Annotated in this window: 17 protein-coding genes; all 17 read left to right on the top strand. The window is 65.0% G+C overall.

What is annotated here, in order from left to right:
* The first annotated feature begins 2 nt into the window (after positions 1–2).
* The 17 genes from KP010_RS06650 (at position 3) to KP010_RS06570 (ending at position 15,873) form a co-directional block, all read left to right on the top strand.
* Entirely contained in the window at positions 3–1,439 is a 1,437-nt protein-coding gene (locus tag KP010_RS06650) for a hypothetical protein (RefSeq protein WP_216280666.1), read from the top strand.
* A gap of 39 nt (positions 1,440–1,478) precedes the next feature.
* Entirely contained in the window at positions 1,479–2,015 is a 537-nt protein-coding gene (locus KP010_RS06645) for a hypothetical protein (protein WP_216280665.1), read from the top strand.
* A gap of 89 nt (positions 2,016–2,104) precedes the next feature.
* Complete coding sequence (locus KP010_RS06640) at positions 2,105–2,371, top strand: hypothetical protein (protein ID WP_216280664.1); 267 nt, start codon at positions 2,105–2,107, stop codon at positions 2,369–2,371.
* A gap of 325 nt (positions 2,372–2,696) precedes the next feature.
* Complete coding sequence (locus tag KP010_RS06635; protein ID WP_216280663.1) at positions 2,697–3,107, top strand: hypothetical protein; 411 nt, start codon at positions 2,697–2,699, stop codon at positions 3,105–3,107.
* A 246-nt stretch (positions 3,108–3,353) separates the two neighbouring features.
* On the top strand, positions 3,354–3,863 hold the full coding sequence (locus tag KP010_RS06630) for a hypothetical protein (protein WP_216280662.1): 510 nt from the start codon (positions 3,354–3,356) through the stop codon (positions 3,861–3,863).
* A 3-nt stretch (positions 3,864–3,866) separates the two neighbouring features.
* Positions 3,867–6,920 carry an ATP-binding protein gene (locus tag KP010_RS06625; RefSeq protein ID WP_216280661.1) on the top strand — a complete coding sequence of 1,018 codons (3,054 nt, stop codon included), beginning with the start codon at positions 3,867–3,869 and terminating at the stop codon, positions 6,918–6,920.
* A gap of 327 nt (positions 6,921–7,247) precedes the next feature.
* Entirely contained in the window at positions 7,248–7,715 is a 468-nt protein-coding gene (locus tag KP010_RS06620; protein WP_216280660.1) for a DotD/TraH family lipoprotein, read from the top strand.
* Positions 7,708–8,688, top strand: coding sequence for a type IV secretion system DotC family protein (locus KP010_RS06615; RefSeq protein ID WP_216280659.1), 981 nt, complete (start codon positions 7,708–7,710; stop codon positions 8,686–8,688). Before KP010_RS06620 ends, KP010_RS06615 begins: the two co-directional genes overlap by 8 nt.
* Positions 8,689–8,768: 80 nt before the next feature.
* The gene (locus tag KP010_RS06610; RefSeq protein WP_216280658.1) at positions 8,769–9,929 is read left to right on the top strand and encodes a type IV pilus twitching motility protein PilT; all 1,161 of its coding nucleotides are present in this window, start codon (positions 8,769–8,771) and stop codon (positions 9,927–9,929) included.
* Positions 9,929–10,177 carry an IcmT/TraK family protein gene (gene icmT / locus KP010_RS06605; RefSeq protein ID WP_216280657.1) on the top strand — a complete coding sequence of 83 codons (249 nt, stop codon included), beginning with the start codon at positions 9,929–9,931 and terminating at the stop codon, positions 10,175–10,177. The genes KP010_RS06610 and icmT overlap by 1 nt, the downstream gene beginning before the upstream one ends.
* A complete protein-coding gene (locus KP010_RS06600) occupies positions 10,174–10,572 on the top strand; it encodes a hypothetical protein (protein ID WP_216280656.1) in 399 nt (132 codons plus the stop codon). The genes icmT and KP010_RS06600 overlap by 4 nt, the downstream gene beginning before the upstream one ends.
* Positions 10,569–11,102, top strand: a complete 534-nt coding sequence (locus tag KP010_RS06595) for a lytic transglycosylase domain-containing protein (RefSeq protein WP_216280655.1) — start codon at positions 10,569–10,571, stop codon at positions 11,100–11,102. Before KP010_RS06600 ends, KP010_RS06595 begins: the two co-directional genes overlap by 4 nt.
* Complete coding sequence (locus tag KP010_RS06590; protein ID WP_216280654.1) at positions 11,102–12,235, top strand: hypothetical protein; 1,134 nt, start codon at positions 11,102–11,104, stop codon at positions 12,233–12,235. Before KP010_RS06595 ends, KP010_RS06590 begins: the two co-directional genes overlap by 1 nt.
* 62 nt (positions 12,236–12,297) lie before the next feature.
* Complete coding sequence (locus KP010_RS06585) at positions 12,298–12,720, top strand: hypothetical protein (protein ID WP_216280653.1); 423 nt, start codon at positions 12,298–12,300, stop codon at positions 12,718–12,720.
* 28 nt (positions 12,721–12,748) lie between these two features.
* The gene (locus KP010_RS06580; protein ID WP_216280652.1) at positions 12,749–15,067 is read left to right on the top strand and encodes a type IV secretory system conjugative DNA transfer family protein; all 2,319 of its coding nucleotides are present in this window, start codon (positions 12,749–12,751) and stop codon (positions 15,065–15,067) included.
* 17 nt (positions 15,068–15,084) lie between these two features.
* Positions 15,085–15,606 (top strand): DUF2726 domain-containing protein, encoded by a 522-nt coding sequence (locus tag KP010_RS06575; protein WP_216280651.1) that lies wholly within the window; start codon positions 15,085–15,087, stop codon positions 15,604–15,606.
* Positions 15,607–15,660: 54 nt separating this feature from the next.
* Complete coding sequence (locus tag KP010_RS06570; protein WP_216280650.1) at positions 15,661–15,873, top strand: hypothetical protein; 213 nt, start codon at positions 15,661–15,663, stop codon at positions 15,871–15,873.
* The last annotated feature ends 74 nt before the right edge of the window (positions 15,874–15,947 follow it).

The following is a 15,947-nucleotide window of genomic DNA, read 5'->3' as shown; positions in this document are numbered from 1 at the left end:
CAATGACCGATGTCGCCACCCATTTGCATTTCGTCGACGGCGAAGACGCGCAAGGGCTCGCGCTGGGCCTTCCGGAGCCGGACAACGACACCACGCAGATCAAGCCCGCCTCCGAGCAGGACCTGGGCTCTGACAAGAAAACGCTGGCCGCGACGATCGCGACCAGCTTCGCGCGCATCCGCACGGAGTTCCTCGGTCCCCGACGAAAGCCCATCGACGCCGCGACGAAGGAGGAGCCGCCTTTTTCGGAAACGGGCGCGGACGCGGGCGCCGACTCGAACGCCCCCCGCATCGCGGATCCCGATGAGGCACCGCGCGGCGCCGCAAAGGAGCCGCGGACGAACCTCTTCGATCCGTTCGATCGCTACAAGCTCGTGACCTCGGTTTCCCTCGCGGCTGTCGCCGCCGCGACGATCGCCGCGGTCGCTCTTTGGCCCAATGGCGGAGGCGTCGAGGTCGGGGTGACGGAGAAAGGCGCCGACGTCGGGCTGATGGCTCCGGCCTCGAAGCTCGCTTCCGTCCCTCCGAATGAGCGCGCCGAGCCTGTCTTGGAAATTCCCGCGGAGTCTCCTCCTCAGAAGATCAAAGAGGAGGTCAGAGCGTTCTGGACTCCCGAGGACGCTCGCAAGGCGCCTGCGGGGCCGCTCACCGTCGCCACGCCCGCTTCCGCGCCGCCTTCCGTCGTCTCGGAAGTCGGCGTAAGGCCGCCGCCCCCGGCGGCCCCCGAAGCGCCGAAAGCTTTGCCCGCCCCGCCCCTCAAGACGCCGGCTGCGCCGCCGCCGGCTTTGCCCCCTTCGGTCGCCGCCCCCGTCGCTACCGCGGCGCCTGCCACGGCGAGCGAAGCTCCCGCGAAGGCGAGGGAGGAGGGGATCAAGCGCTTCACGTCATTGCCGCCGGAGGCGCCCGTCAAAGCGGAAGAGAAGCAGCTGGAGATGGAAACGAGACTGTTCGGCATGATCACCGAACTCTCGACGCTGGTGCGCCGCACCAGGGAGGAGATCGCCACTCTGCAGGACAGCGACAAGAGAATGGCGCGCGCGATCGAGGCGAAGCTGAACGATTTCGAGCGCCGGCTGAACCTCGGCGAGGCGCAACGCTCGCTCGATGCGGCGAAGGCCACGCCGACGTCTCCGCCGGAACCGGCGAGCCCGCCGCCCGCGGCGCCCGCCGCGCGGCCGGCGACCGGTATGAAGGGCGTCGTCCCGGCGTCGCTGTCGACGCAGAGCGGCGCCGACGCCACCATGCCGCCCGCCCGATATCGCGTGCAGGCGGCCTCGCCGGGCCTCGCCATGTTGGCCGAGCTCGATCGCAGTGGCGACGAGATCGCCCCGTTGCAAATCGGGATCGGAGCGCATGTGCCGGGCTATGGGCGCGTCACCAAGATCAGCCAGCGCGGAACCGAATGGGTCGTGCAGACGGAGAAGGGACCGATCCGCTGAGCGGGTCGGCTTCGAGGCATTCGGTAGAGGGGGCTGAACGTGCAAGGATTGGTCAATTTCGCAGGAGAGATCGGCAACGCGATCGCCACGCTGTTGCCGACCTTTTGTTATCTGGCGGCGCTCGCGCTGTTCATGTCGGCTGGATGGGGATTTTGGACGCAGGCGCAGAGCCACAATCCCTATCGCGGCCGTCCCTGGGTTCCGTTCGTGGCGCTCGTGCTGTCGGGCGCTTTCGCCTCGTTTCCGTCGATCCTGACGATGGCGAACAATACGGCGGGAACCAATCTCCAAGTGTCGATCGGCGCGCTGACGAGCTACACGGCGCCGACCGTCAACGGAAATCTCCTGGGACAGACGCCCGGCGACGCGGTGGTCAATGTCGTGACGCTGTTCCAAGGCTTCTTCCAGGCGGTAGGCGCAATGTCCTGCTTTTTCGCGATGCTGACCTGGAATGCGGTGATCGCCGGACGCAGCAATCGCAGCCCCGGCGGCTGCGGCGTGCAGTTCGTATTCGGGATCATGCTCATCAACGTCGTGACCGTCGCGACATGGCTGGTTGCCGTATTTCGGACGTGAACCATTGCGCGCGTCGGCAGGTTCGAACGCCGCGCTCCAGCGAGCCGACGCCGCTCATTCGAAATCGTTTCCGACACGGAGAAGGCATCATGCAGATTGTCGAGAAGCTGAGCCGAGCCCCGCTAACAATCACCTTGGTCGGCTGGGCGTTGTTCTATTCGTGGCTGTTTTCGATAGCAGGACTCGGCTTGTCGGTCGAGACCGTCCTCGATCTCGCTGAGCGGCAGGAGCTGGTGGAGCGCTTCGCTATGACGATGAGCTTCTATCTCGTGCTGGCGATTCTCGTGAGCTGCGCCCTCTATTTTTTCGCGTTCGTACGTTGGGGGCGGCTGTTTCTCGCCAATGCCGGCCGATAGGGACTCGCCGACATCGCAATGGTTCCCGTGGTGGGCGTGGGCCTCGCCGGAATGAGCGTGTTTCTCCTCGCAGGCCCGCAATGAGGTTGTTCCTCCATCGCCTCGCGGCGCCCGGAACAACCATCTTCGAGAAAATCGCGAAGGGTTTGTTTTGGGGGATCGCGATGAACCCTGGCGTGTGGCTGTTCGTGATCGCCCATCTCTGCGTTCGGCGGCGATAGCCGCAAACAAATATTTTCGACGCGCGAACGCGACGCTCGATATTCGCGCAGCTTCGTCCGAAGCTTTTTTTCGAGGGCGTGAGGCGCTCTCTCAATCGAAGGAGATGAACTTGCACACCATCGCCAATATCAAATCCCGCGTGTCGTCCCTGCTCGCTGGCGCGGCGCTCTCCATTTCTCTCGGAGCGACGAGCGCCTTTGCTCAGGCGGCTGGCCAGACGCTCGGCTCGCAGGTGCAGAGCATTTCGAAGGAGTTCTCGACCGCCGGCGGCTTCGCGGGCTCGACCGCTATGTATGTCGCCGCTCTGGTGACCTTCGTCGCCGGCGTCTGGTTCCTGTGGCAGTCGCGTCAGCCGGAAAACCGCGAGAGCGGGAAAGTCGCGGCCGGTCTCACGGGTCTCGTGCTGACCGGCCTGTTCGTCGCCGGCGGCTCGTGGATTCAGAAGGCCTCCTACACGACCACTGGCGCGGGCGCGAAAGTGACCGACCAGGCGGGCGTCATCACCTTCCAGTGACGCCCAACGCTCTCCTGCCCCGCGCCGGCGTAACGCGGCGAGGGGCAGGGGAGAGAAAGGTCCTCGCCGGTCGTTCGGTCGTAGAGCCGAAGGCCGGCGAGGACGCTTCGATCTCGAAATCGGCGCGCCGCGATGCTCCCTCTTTCCCTATCGGCAGCGATACATAGCAAACGGCCCGCATTCGCGGTGGCGCAGCCGCGCGCACGAGAATTCGCCGATCGCTGCCCGCATTGTGGATGTGAGATCGTGAGCTGGTCAGAAGAAGGCCCGGAGACCAGATCGACAGTCCCGCTCTTTGGCGAGCGAACGTGTTGTGCTCTCTGTCTCCTCTCGCAAAACCTCGAACGGCCCGAGATCGACCGCGAGGCCGTGCTGATCTGGTTGCCCGAATTCACGCAAGGCGCCGTCAATGCGCTCGTGCATCGCGTGCATTCGTCTTTCGCCAGACACGGGAAGCCCGTGTCGTGGCCGCTCGATCCCCTTCCCGCGAACAGTCCCGACGATCTGCTCGCCGCGAGCTCGGCCTATGCCGCCCTCATCGAGCGCAGTGTGATCGCGAAGCAGCGCCTCGGCACGTCGGCGCCGCGCGATCTCGCCGAAGCTCTGTCATTCATTTCGCCGAGCTCCTACGCCCGTCGCCACGAGCTGCTCGGCGGCGCGCGCTTGCTATCGCTCGGACGCTTTTTTGTCGACGGCCGCGACATTTATCCGCGCTTGCTCGTCAAGGAGCGGCTCGCATCGATTTTGAGGAGTTAGAAAATGCTCCATTGGATTTCCCGCGGGCTCGCCGCTGTGTCGTTGATGGCCAAGCAGCCCCTCGCGAGCTTTTGCGACGTCGAAGCCTCGCATGGCGACGCGCTCGTCACCAAGCACGGCGATTATGTGAGCTTCCTTCGTCTCGGCGGCATGCGCCGCATGTCGACGCGGGCCGATATCGATCGCCTCGCCAACGCCATGCGCATCGACATCTCCGGGACGCTGGAGAATAGGGGACATGCGATCGTCGGATGGTACGCCTCCGATCCCGATCTCGCCGCGGTCGAGATCGAGCGCGTCAACATGTCCGCCTGCCGGGAGATCGCCAAGGAAATCGGGCTGGAGCTGGGCGATATTTTCGAGGAACGCAAAAAGCTCTGGACCGGCATGATGCGCTGGGAGGCGGCGTATTTTATCTTGTGGACGCGCGCGGCGACGCTCACCAAGGAAGAGCGCAAGCAGATGAAGGAGGAGCAGGCGGCGCTCGCCAAGAAATGCCCGAACATCGGCGACGCACAGAAATTCTATCTGCGCAGCGACGTCATGGCGGCGCGTCACACCGGCTTCGTCTCTCGCGTCGTATCGTCCCTGAAAGGACTCGATGTCGCCGCGACGGAAATCTCGGCCCATGATGCTCTGGTGGTCGCGCGCGAGGCCATGTATCGCGAGACGGTCGGCTCCGCCTGGCGTCCGACCTTGGTCGGAGACGCCTTTCGCCCGAGATGGCCGGATGAGAAGGATGAGCGTCCGATCCTGGAAACGCTGATGTGGCCGGCGATCCGCGATCTCTTCTTCGACTCCGACGCCGTCGTCCATGACGGGCAGAGGGTGGAGATCGGCCTCTATGATTATGGCTGCGTCGATATGACGATGGGGCCGGAGGATCCGCGGCCGTTCGTCGAGCTGTCGTCGCGGCTCGGGCAGGATCGCGTCCCTTGGCGCGTCGCCTTCGTGATCGAGGGCGGCGGCAATTCGGACATGCTCCTGAAGAGCGCCGGCGCGCAGTTCTTGTGGATGTTTCCCGGCAACCGAGACATCACCCGCGCCTTCGAGCTTTTGAAGCGCGAGCGCGAAAACAACAACCATATCGCCGTGCGCCTGCGTGCGTCCTTCGCCACCTGGGCGCCGTTCGGCGAAGTCGGCAAGCTCCGCTTGCGGCTCTCGACATTGAAGCAGCGCCTCGAGGCCTGGGGCAATTGCCGGGGCACGACCGTCATCGGCGATCCGCTCGATGGCGTCATGAGCAGCGTGCCGGGGCTGGCGCTGGCGTCCACGGCGCCTCCGTCGGTCGCGCTGATCGGGGACGTGCTGACGATGCTGCCCTGGGGACGCACGGCCTCCCCCTGGGACCGAGGCAGCGTCCTGTTCCGCCAGCCGAACGGCGCCATGTGGCCCTACGACCCCTCCGGCGGCTCGAAGCGTCCGCAGGTGCTCGACACATTCGTCGCGCCGCCCCGTTCGGGCAAATCGGTGCTCGCCAATACAATCAACCTCGGCCTCTGTCTCAGCTCCGTGGCGCTGGGGGCGGTCGGCGCGAAGCTGCCGCTGATCGGCAAGGTCGATATCGGCGATTCCGCGGAAGGCTTCGTGCTGCTCATTCAGGAAGCGCTCGGGCCGCAGCGCCGGCACGAGGCGATCTACACGCGCATGCAATTCGCTCCCGGCTTCGAGTTCAACGTCTTCGATCTGCAGGTCGGCTGCGAATATCCGCTGCCGCTCGAAAAGGCCTTCTTGCAGAATTTTCTGGCGCTGATCACGCTGCCCCCGGATCAGAGCACGCCCTTCGAGGGCATGAATCAGATGATCGGCATCGTCATCGACGAAGCCTATCGGCTCTGCACCGATGTTCCAGGCGCGTCCCCCAAGCGCTATCGGCGTGGCGTCGAGCCTCTCATCGACATTGCGATCAAACGGCACGGCGTCGATCTCCACCAGGACGAGCCGCATTGGCGAGACGTGGTGAAGGGCTTGTGCGCGGTGGGAGAATATCGTCTCGCGGAAGTGGCGCAACGGCACGCCGTTCCGGTGCTGGAGGATCTGGTCGGGGCCGCGCGAACCGACCAGGTCAAGGACATGTTCGGCAAGCTCACCATCGCCATGACGGCGGAGCAGGCCTCGGACCTCTTCGAGCGCTACATCTACGATGTCATCCGCAAGTTTCCGACCTTGAACAGTCCGACGCGGCTCGATTTCGGGGCGGCGCGCATCATCGTCATGGATCTCGCCGAAGTCGCGCCGACCGGCTCTGCGGCTGCCAATCGGCAGACCGAGATGATGTATATGCTGGCCCGCCACATCATCGCGCGCAACTTCTTCCTGAAGCCCGACTATCTGCCATTCGTGCCGGAAGAGGCGCGGAGCTTCCACCAGCCACGCTTCCAGGAAATCTACGAATCGGTGAAGCGGCTCGACTATGACGAGTGGCACCGCACGCAAGGCAGTCCGCAAGTCCGCGCCCAGGCCGAGCTCGATGTGCGCGAAGGCCCCAAGCACAATGTTCAACTCGGTTTCGCCAGTCAGCGCTTGAGCGACATGGGCGACGCGATCGTCAGCCAATCGACGGGACGCTTCGTGCTGCGGGCCGGCGACGATGCGGAAGCCGAAGAGATCGTGCAGCGCTTCAATCTCTCCGAAGCGAGCGCCGACATTGTCCGCCACCGCCTTCATGGACCCGGTCCGGTCGGGGCGCCGTTCCTGGTCGTGCTGCAAGCGGATAACGCCAAATATGAGCAGATGCTCGTCAACACGCTCGGTCCGATCGAGCTGTGGGCGCTTTCGACGACGCCTGGCGATAGAGCGCTGCGCAATCGTCTCTATGACCGCATCGGGTTTCGCGAGGCGCTGCGGCGTCTCGCGAAAATATTCCCGGGCGGGTCGGCGGAAAAAGAGATCGAGGAGCGCAAGGCCAAGCGCATGCGCCGCGGCGAGCTCGACGCGCGCGCAGAAACGGGCGTCGTCGACGAATTGGCGGACGAGCTGGCCGACGCGCGCGGGATCGGCGCGAAGCTCCGATATGGCGACAACGGCTCGGAATTCAACGCGGCGGCGGCTCGATAGCGTCGCGCAAATTCTTTTCGCGCGTCGGAGAATTTGAATTCGCGCAGAGCAGGGGAATCGTTTCGGCCTGATTTCGTGATCGAGGAGCGTCGCTATGCCCAGCTTCCGCATCCAGCTTCGTCCAAATGGCGTCGTCATGTTCGGCTCGGGAACGCGCGACGTCGCTCGAATGGAACATCGCGGGGCTCTGGATCTCGAACGACTCGCGATTGCCGAAGAGGCCGAGCTACGGCGTCTCATCAAAAGCCGGCTCGAGCGGCAGAGATTTCATCGTCATTCGCGCCGACGCCGAATAGCGTGATCGCGCAAAAACACGGAGCAGATCATATGAGCGCCAACCATCCATGTCGCGTTCTCGTCCTACTACTGGCGTCGAGCATTCTGGGCGGCTGCGCGCATGATGTTGCGACGACGGTCGACGCCGCAGGCATGCCGAATGCGGAGATCGCCCTTCGGCGCAGCGTCGACCATGTCGATAGCGAGATGGGAGAGCTCGGCCGGATGCGTCCGGCTCCGCGTCAAGGGCCGGCCGTCGTGCCCGCCGAGCTGCAGAAGATCGTTGCCTTCGAATGGGAGGGACCGATCGAGGGGGCGGTCGAAAAGCTCGCTGGCGAGGTGGGATATGAGGTCGTCGTCGATTCCGCCTTCAACGTCCAACCAGTGTCGATCGGCGTCAAAGCCGGGCCTCGTCGCGTCTACGAGATTTTCCAGGCCATCGGCCGCGCCGCCGGCGACCGCGCGAGCGTGCAGGTCGACGCGCAACATCATCGCATACAGGTGATTTATCATGTCTAAGCCCGCGCTACATAAGCTCGTCTCGACATTCCTCGCGTCGTCTCTTTTGGCCTCGACCTGTCTCACTCCGTCCGCCCTCGCCGCCGACGGCGGGATCAAGGTCTATCCTGTACCTCCGGCTCCTTCGCCCGCGGAGATCGATGCGGCGGCGCATGTTCTCGGCAATCCGTTGAACAAGCCCATCACCGGAGCGGCGCAGGAACCTGCGGTCGTCGGAGGCGAACGGCCGCCGTCGCTCGAGGCGCTGCAGGCGGTGCGCGCCGGGCGCGGCGATCCCGGGCTCGGGCTGGAGCCGGGGCGCGAGGACACGCTGTATCAGGCGGCTCTGAGCTTCGGGGCGCAAGGCGGCCTGGCGGCGCGGTCCTTCGCGATCAACGACATGCTGCGTCGCTACGAGGCGACGCTCGACAAGAGCTATGATTTCAACGCCGTGGTGCTGCCGCTCGGCGGCGGCCGGACGCTGATGCGCCCGCCGGTCGTGACTCAGGGACAGCTCGCCTTTGCGCTCGGCGAGAATGCGCAGGTCGCTCGCGAAACGGACTGCGTCTATCAGATCACGCGCGAAGCGCAGCTCGCCTCCGCCCCGCCGAATTGGCGCGCCTATCTCGTCCGCAATTGGAAAGCCCCGACGCGGCCGCACGACGCCGTGCTTCCGCGCACCGAGCAGGAAGCCGCCTATTGGAACAAATGGGTGGCCGAAGGGTGGGCGCAGGGCGAGAAGCAGGCGGTGGAGATTTTTCTCTCCGACCTCGGTCGCCTGCAGCGCGACATCGTCGGCATGGCGCGGTTTCGCGTGCTGCTGCGCGCCGGATTGGTCGAGCATCCGAAGGTCGCCTTCCAGAACAGCATCGTGAACGGCGGTCGCGACGAGCTGCGCGCAGGCGATCGGATCGTCCGCATCACCGATCAGCCCGGCCTGCAGGCCGACGCGCGCCGTTGGGCGCCAAAGCGCCACGGGCCATGTCCGAAGTGAGGGCGTAGTGGTTTCCCGACCCCATCGACTGATTTGGGTTTGTCGAGCGGACGCGTGAGCGTCTGACGCAGGAGGTCATTATGGTCGACGAATTTTGGAATGGCGCGGGACTTCGCTGGGTCGCAGATCCGCGAAAGAGCGCGCCCGGCCTGGATTCGCTTCTGACCTGGGCCTATCGCTCGGGCGCTTCGAAAGTCTCTTTTCAGACGGGGCATCGCCCTCGGCTGAGGATCTACGGCCGCAATCGCAGGGTCGGAGACAGGGCGGACGGGGACGAGGCGATCGGCGACACGACGGTCGACGAGGCGGAGATCGCACAGATCGTCAATCATCTCTATGGCGCCGACGGCATGGCGCATATGCAGGGCGGCGGCGAGCTCGATACGACCTATGAGATCGCCTTGAGCCGCACCGAACGGCTTCGCTACCGGCTCAATGTCACCTCGACGCGCAGCAGCCGCAGGTCCGGCGTCAATATCGTGCTGCGTCCCATCCCCGGATTGCCCCCGTCGCTGGAAGAGCAGCTGGTCGAGCCGGGGATCATGGAGGCCTTCCGCCCCCGAAACGGCATGGTGATCGTGTCGGGCGGCACGGGCTCGGGAAAATCCACGCTGATCGCCGGCATGACGGTCGCAAAGCTTTTCGACCCGGATGGGCATTACGACATAATCGAAGGCGCCGCCCCGGTCGAGTTTTTGCTCGATCGCGTTAAGAGCCCCAGCTCGACGATCAACCAGAGCGAGATCCCACGCGATCTTCCGACCTTCGAACTGTTCATTCGTGGCTGCATGCGACGCGAGCCGACCGACATCATCGTCGGCGAGTGCCGCGATTCGGTGACGATGAGCGCCGCCATTCAGGCGGCGATCTCCGGTCATACGCTGACGACGACGATCCACGCCAATGACGTCGCGCTGACGATGCAGCGCATCGCCAGCCTCTGCCCCTTGGCCGAGCGCGAGAATTTGATCAGCGCCGTCGCGCAGTCGCTGCGGCTCGTCGTCAATCAGAGGCTGACGCGGTCTCTCGACGGAAAGCGCACGGCGCTGCGCGAGTTCCTCGTGTTCGATCGCAAGCTCCGCAATCGCTTTTTGGAGACAGACCCGGCGCAATGGCCGGGCCTGACGCGCCGCGCCATCGAAGAGCAGGGACAATCTTTTGCGCAGGCGATCGACAGGGCCTTGCGGGATGGCCGCATCAGCGAGGAGACGGCGGCGCACGAATTGAGGGAGGAAGCCTGATGTGGCGCAACACCGCTCTGCCGACTCGTATCTTGTTTCTGGACGGGCGCGCCTGCCTGCCCCTGCTGGTCTTCGTCGTCTATTGGAGCTGGGTCACTTTCTACATTGCGATCGGCGGCATGACCTTTTTCATCGTCGTCAGCTGGGCGGGCCTCACCGTGTCCTCGGTCTTGCGGCTCCTGCGGCGCATGCTGATCGGGCCGGTGCGAACCGCTGTTCCGACCTGGAAGCGCAGGAGGGCGGCATGATCCTGGATATAGCGGATGTCGAGGCTGTGCTCGAGAAGCTTCTGCGGAAAGGCGGGCGGCCGGTGCTGTTCGAGGGTGTGACCATACCTTTCGACGCCGCCGCCGCGGCGGATGGATTGCTGCCGCTGTTCCTGCTGACAGGGGAAGCCTTGTGGCGGGAAGTCAAGGGCGAGGGTTTCGGACTGACGACGCAGCCCGACGAGGGCGCTCTCCTCGGCTATCGCCTCGCCATGATCGACGCCGGTTCCTTCACAATGGCGATGCTGGCGACGATGGAGGCGATCTCGCAGGCCTGCGGGCCGAACGGGATCGTGGTGGAGAAGCTCGGCGATGTCTGGTCGGCCTCGCACGAACGCGTTGAGGCCGACCAGCGAGGGAAGGAGCAGCGCCAATGAGACGGATTTTCATAACTCTCGCCTTCTCGCTCGCGGCCGCCGCGGCGCCCGCGCGGGCCGCCGACGATCTGGCGAAAGGCAATTACGTCAAGGCGTGCATCGACGCGGCCGCGCACGCCCATTCGATCCCTCCCGAGGTTCTGCTGATCCTTCTCAACGTCGAGAACGGGCGGCTCGGCGCCGTCAGTCAGAACACGAACGACACCGTCGACATCGGGCCGATGCAGGTGAATCAGATCTGGGTGCCCAAGCTCGCGGAACACTGGCGCGCGTCGCGAGAGGCGACCTATCGCGCTCTCCGCGACGAATTCTGCGCCAATGTCGAAGGCGGAGCCTGGATTCTGCGACAGGCGCTCGACGAGGCGGACGGCGATCTCTGGGAGGGGATCGGGCTCTATCATTCACACAATGAACGGCACAAGGCCACCTACCGCCGCCTGGTCCTGGCGCAAGGGCGGCGTCTGCAACGCGAGGCCGCCGGCGAGATCGCCTCGGCCGACAAAGGCGCCGTCACCGTCGGAGTGAGGTGATGTCGGTTTCGCACGCGTCACAGGGCAATGTGAGCGACGGCGCTGCGTTCTTGATGAGCGTCGCCGTCTTCGTCGTCGGCATCGGCTTTGGCGGCTGGTATCTCTGGGAGGAGCAGCACGCCGCGATCAGCGCGATCGTCATGCAGGGCCTGCACGGCCAGATGAGAGTCATCCATCTGTTCACGGATCGCTATGACGTCGCCGACGCCCAGCTTCTCGCGACCAATCCCGCGACGGTGAAATTTTCGCAGCTGCTTCGGCTCGCTCGCGAGATCGGGCGCTTCTTTCTGCTGCCCTCGATCGGCGTCGTTCTGGCGCTCGCCGCGGTCTGCGCGAGCCGCGCCGGGGCGAAGCGCTTTTCCCGGCCGCTCGATCTCGAAGCTCTGATGCGCGAGCAGCTTCGATCCTTTCGGACGCCCGCCGCCTTCGTGCGCAGACAATTGGGGCTCGTCGACATCGGTCCGGGAAAGCCGCGTCCCGCAGATCGCGCTTTGACCCGCGCCGAGTGGATCGAGCACTGGGCGACGGACGACAAGGGCGCCTTCAATGCGGCAGGCGCGCGCGCGGAGCTGACGCGCCAGCTCGGCTCGGCCATGCGCGACCCGGCAGAGGCGCCGCCGCATATTCGCTGCCTATGGGCGGCCTTCGCCCTGCATCGGGCGCGGCGCCACGATGAAGGGCGGCGCTTGCTGGGCGATCTCTCCTCGGCGCTGGGGATGACGGGCAAGGAAGGCCGGACCGGACCCGATCGCGCCCTTGCATTCCCGGCCGCCCTCGTCGAGCGAGCCGATCATTGGTTGGGAGAGAGGGAGCTGGGTTCCTCCCTGGCCCAGACGATATCGGCGCATGGCTTCACGACCACGGCGACGATGAGCGCCCTCCTCGCCGCGCGAGCGGAAGGCGGCGTTCTCCCGCCCGCGGACTTCGGATTCTTGAAGCTCGTCGATCGGCGGCTCTGGTACGCGCTGCATTCCCTGGGCTTTCCCGCCGATATGTTCGACCCGCTCCTTCACCCGACGCCGCTCGTCGAAGCGATCGGCGCGCGTGACCATTGGGCCGCGGAGCGGATCGCCGGCGCGCCATTGCGCGTCGCGTCGATCGATAATTCGCTCGCGGCCGTCCAAAAGCTCTGACCCGCCTTCTCATTCGCGCAGAGCGCCTCGACCATGCGTTTCAGGAAGAACCGAGGGAGGTCATGATGGACGAGGCGATTTCCACTGACGAGAAAAGAATTGTTTTCGAAACGCCGCACATTCACATCGACGTGCATGTGCACCTGGACGGGCCGGTAGGCGTCGCGACCTCGGGGAACGGGCGAGCGCCGATCGCCGCCCCGACCGGCGGAACGAGACGTTCTCTGCTCACGACGCTCGTCGTCGCATTCGGCGTGTCGGCGGTCGCCTTTTTGGGCTTCCGGGCAGGGAGCGTCTCCTCCGAGCAAAAGCCGCTCGGCGCGAGCCGAGTGGTTGCCTCGCCGGATCCCGCCGCGTCGTCGGCCGCGCCATTGCCGGACGCGCTCGCTCGCGACCTGCAGCGGCCCCCGCAGATCACGCCCGCTCCGGGGACGCCGGCGGACGCGGGCCGATCTGGTCCGGCCGCCTTCGGCCTGCAGCAATGACGCGAGCGCCGACATCGGGGAGAGCGGCATGATCCCACGCGAGATTTCCGGGCCGCAGGAGCGGTTCGAGCGGTCGGGCGCGCAAGCGCTGCGCGATTTGCGGCCGATGTCGACGCGCGTCTGGGGCTCGCTGATGAGCGAGTTTTCCGGCGCCATGCTCAGCGTCGGCGCCGGGCTCATGCTGCTGGAGCCGGCCTCGGTCGACCTGATCGTCCCCGCGGCGATCGGATATGCGGCCCTTGTCCTGACGCGGCGCGTCGAGCTGCCGATGCGGCTTCCTAAGAGCGCCGGCGTCGCCGACTGGAACTATCCCGATCCCAGAAACCGCGCGCCGCGCATGGCGGCGGGAATCATTTATCTCGGCCGCGACGTCTCCGGCCGGGAATTATGGATCACCGCCGAGGACGGCCGCCAACATGCGACCATTCCAGGGACGACCGGCGCCGGCAAGACCACCGCCATTTTGGGCTTCGTCTCCAATGCGCTGACTCATGCGAGCGGCTTCGTGCTCGTCGACGGCAAGGCCGACCACACATTGTTCGGCGAGGTGATGGCGCTCGCGCGCCGGTTCGGCCGCGAGGACGATGTGCTGCATCTCAATCTCCTCGTCGCCAGCGGCAGCAAAGAGAGCAACAGCTTCAATCCTTTCGCCACAGGGAATGCCGACGCCATCCGCGAAATGGTGGTCAGCCAGCTCGGCGAGCAGGCCGCCAATGACTCGAACGGCGTGTTCCGCAGCCGCGCCGTCGCCTTGATCGGAGCGGTGATCCCCGTCCTGACCTGGATCCGAGATCACGCCGGCATTCCGATCGACATCGAGAAGATCCGCGACGCGCTCGAGCTCCGTGTGATCTGGAAGCTCGCCGTCAAAGGCCACTATGAATTGCGCGATCCCGCGTCCGGAAAGATCAGGGACATTCCGCTCGATCTGCCGCAGGATGTCGTCTATCCGCTGCTCGCCTATCTCGGCGAGCTTCCCGGCTATGACACGGACCTCGACTACAACAAGCAGAAGTCAGACGATCCGTCCAAGCAGCACGGCTATGCGCGATTCTATTTCACCGAGATGTTCACGCAGCTCGGCGTGTCGCTCGGACACATATTCAAGGTCGAGCAGGGCGACATCGACATGCGCGACGTGGTCTTGAACCGCCGCATTCTCGTGGTCTCGCTGCCGGCCCTGGAGAACTCCTCCGACACATTGGCGGGGCTCGGAAAGATCGTGGTGACGTCGCTGCGCGGCATGATGGCGCAAATGCTCGGCATGCCGAAAGAAATGCTCGGCATGGAGGCTCCCTATCATATCGTGCTGGACGAGCTCGCCTATTATGCGACGAGTGATCTCGACCGGATGATGGCGCAGGGCCGCAGCTTGAATATCGCCTTCTGGCTCGGCTTTCAGGAGGTTTCCGGTATATTCGCTCGGCTCGGCGAGAAGACCTATACGCTGCTCGGCAACGCCAATCTGACCGCGGCCATGCGCCAGCAAGACGCCAATCGCACGCGGGAATGGATCGAGGAGACCTCGGGCAAGACGGATGTGGCGCAGGCGACGAGCTTTCGCGGCGGCGACATCGGCGTCTATCATGACACCCGCCAGGCCGATGTGCGTCAGGTGTCGCGGGTGAACTGGCGCGACCTGCAGAGCCTGATCGAAGGCGAGGCGATCATGCTGTTCGGCGGCCGCCGGATCTACGCCAAGGTCTTTCATGCGAAGGTCGACAAGTCCGGGCCGAAGCCGCTCGTCAGGCGCCTGTCTCTCGCGCCGCCCGCCCGCGTCGAGCTGGAGGCGAAGCTCGACGCGGTCCACGAAATTGCGGCCAATATCGAGAATGGGATGGTCGCCGCCGGCGGCCGCGAGCCCATGGAGCCGACGCTGAGGGCGATATACGAAGCCTTACGCGACGCGAAGGCGAATGGAGGCGATCGGGACGCCTGCGTCGACGCGGCGATCCGCGCCGCGGGCGAAGTTCCTTTTATTCCGGGCGAGGAGAGGCAGGGCGCGGCGGCCCGCCTCCTGGTCATGCTCAAATCGGCGCTGCACGGAACGGGCGGGGAGGCCCCGGGCGACGTTCGGCCCAATGAGCCTTTCGACAAGGCGCTCTTCGAAAAGATCGTCGAGATCGAGGCGGCGATCGGCGAGGAAGGAGAGGCCGCCAGAGAGAGGGCGTCGATTCTTCTCGGCAAGATCGAAACAGCCGTAAAGGAGACCGAGGGGACATTGCCCAGCCGGGAAAATCGGGAGAAGCTGCGAGCCGATTTGGCGGCGATCACGTCGATGATCGCTCCGAACGCGGCGGTGGTGGAACAGCCGACGCCGCGGCGGCGAGTGGAGGCCTCCCCATAATGGCGCCGATGCGGCTTATGGATATCGAGCATGTCGCGCCTCTGGCGCTGCTCGGCGTCATCCTTCTGGTGATTGTCGCGCTCATCGGCTCCCGACGGCCCGCCTATCGGCGCGGGCGATTTCTGACGACAACTGAGAAGCGCTTCCTGTGCGTCTTGGACGAAGCTGTCGGACAAGGCTATCGCGTGTTCGCGCAGGTGCGGCTCGCGGAGCTCGTCGACGTCGATCTGAGCGCAACCAGCGCGAAGCGACGCGCGGCGATGAACAAGGTGTTCGGCAAGAGCATCGATTTCGTCATCTGCGATTCCGCCAGCCTGGAGCCCGTCGCGGCCATCGAGCTGGACGACAGGACGCATGCGCTGCCGCATCGAAGAGAACGCGATATATTCGTCGACGCCGTGTTCCGCGAGATCGGCATTCCGCTGCTGAGGGCGAGAGCGCGGCGAGCTTATACGGTTTCGGCGCTCGTGACGTTGCTGCGCGAGGCCGGCGTCGTGAAATCGGCTCGGCCCGAACTTCGAGCGATCGAGCGAAGATGAGAATTGCCCTCGGCGTCATCGGCTATTTCGAGCAAAGTAATATTGGATCGCAACATGAAAGACACGATCGAAACGTCATTGGGAAAAATCTGGGTGACGCTCCTGGAGAACGGCGAGATGCGCGTCTGGTGGCCACCCAACGCGCGCGTCGGCGACGCGGCGGCCGATGTGCTTCGTGGGCGCGCGCGATGGGATCCCCAGACCTATGGCTGGTATGTCTCCGCCAAGCACAAAGACAGTGTGCATGACGAGCTGTCGGAAATCTGAGCCGACGCGCCAATCATCCAAAAACATCGCGTTCTGAAGGCTCGAGGACGTCCTTCGATTCACGGGAGCGGCAT

Source organism: Methylosinus sp. KRF6, assembly GCF_018887255.1.
Classification (GTDB): domain Bacteria; phylum Pseudomonadota; class Alphaproteobacteria; order Rhizobiales; family Beijerinckiaceae; genus Methylosinus; species Methylosinus sporium.
This window is presented reverse-complemented; position numbering and strand designations above follow the sequence as displayed.

Bases quoted from the DNA above. Each gene is read 5' to 3' on its own strand.
- KP010_RS06620 (WP_216280660.1), top strand. From the start codon at position 7,248: ATGAGCGCCAACCATCCATGTCGCGTTCTCGTCCTACTACTGGCGTCG.
- KP010_RS06640 (WP_216280664.1), top strand. From the start codon at position 2,105: ATGCAGATTGTCGAGAAGCTGAGCCGAGCCCCGCTAACAATCACCTTG.
- KP010_RS06615 (WP_216280659.1), top strand. From the start codon at position 7,708: ATGTCTAAGCCCGCGCTACATAAGCTCGTCTCGACATTCCTCGCGTCG.
- KP010_RS06635 (WP_216280663.1), top strand. From the start codon at position 2,697: ATGAACTTGCACACCATCGCCAATATCAAATCCCGCGTGTCGTCCCTG.
- KP010_RS06590 (WP_216280654.1), top strand. From the start codon at position 11,102: ATGTCGGTTTCGCACGCGTCACAGGGCAATGTGAGCGACGGCGCTGCG.
- KP010_RS06575 (WP_216280651.1), top strand. From the start codon at position 15,085: ATGGATATCGAGCATGTCGCGCCTCTGGCGCTGCTCGGCGTCATCCTT.
- KP010_RS06570 (WP_216280650.1), top strand. From the start codon at position 15,661: ATGAAAGACACGATCGAAACGTCATTGGGAAAAATCTGGGTGACGCTC.
- KP010_RS06580 (WP_216280652.1), top strand. From the start codon at position 12,749: ATGATCCCACGCGAGATTTCCGGGCCGCAGGAGCGGTTCGAGCGGTCG.
- KP010_RS06595 (WP_216280655.1), top strand. From the start codon at position 10,569: ATGAGACGGATTTTCATAACTCTCGCCTTCTCGCTCGCGGCCGCCGCG.
- KP010_RS06610 (WP_216280658.1), top strand. From the start codon at position 8,769: ATGGTCGACGAATTTTGGAATGGCGCGGGACTTCGCTGGGTCGCAGAT.
- icmT (WP_216280657.1), top strand. From the start codon at position 9,929: ATGTGGCGCAACACCGCTCTGCCGACTCGTATCTTGTTTCTGGACGGG.
- KP010_RS06625 (WP_216280661.1), top strand. From the start codon at position 3,867: ATGCTCCATTGGATTTCCCGCGGGCTCGCCGCTGTGTCGTTGATGGCC.
- KP010_RS06650 (WP_216280666.1), top strand. From the start codon at position 3: ATGACCGATGTCGCCACCCATTTGCATTTCGTCGACGGCGAAGACGCG.
- KP010_RS06600 (WP_216280656.1), top strand. From the start codon at position 10,174: ATGATCCTGGATATAGCGGATGTCGAGGCTGTGCTCGAGAAGCTTCTG.
- KP010_RS06585 (WP_216280653.1), top strand. From the start codon at position 12,298: ATGATGGACGAGGCGATTTCCACTGACGAGAAAAGAATTGTTTTCGAA.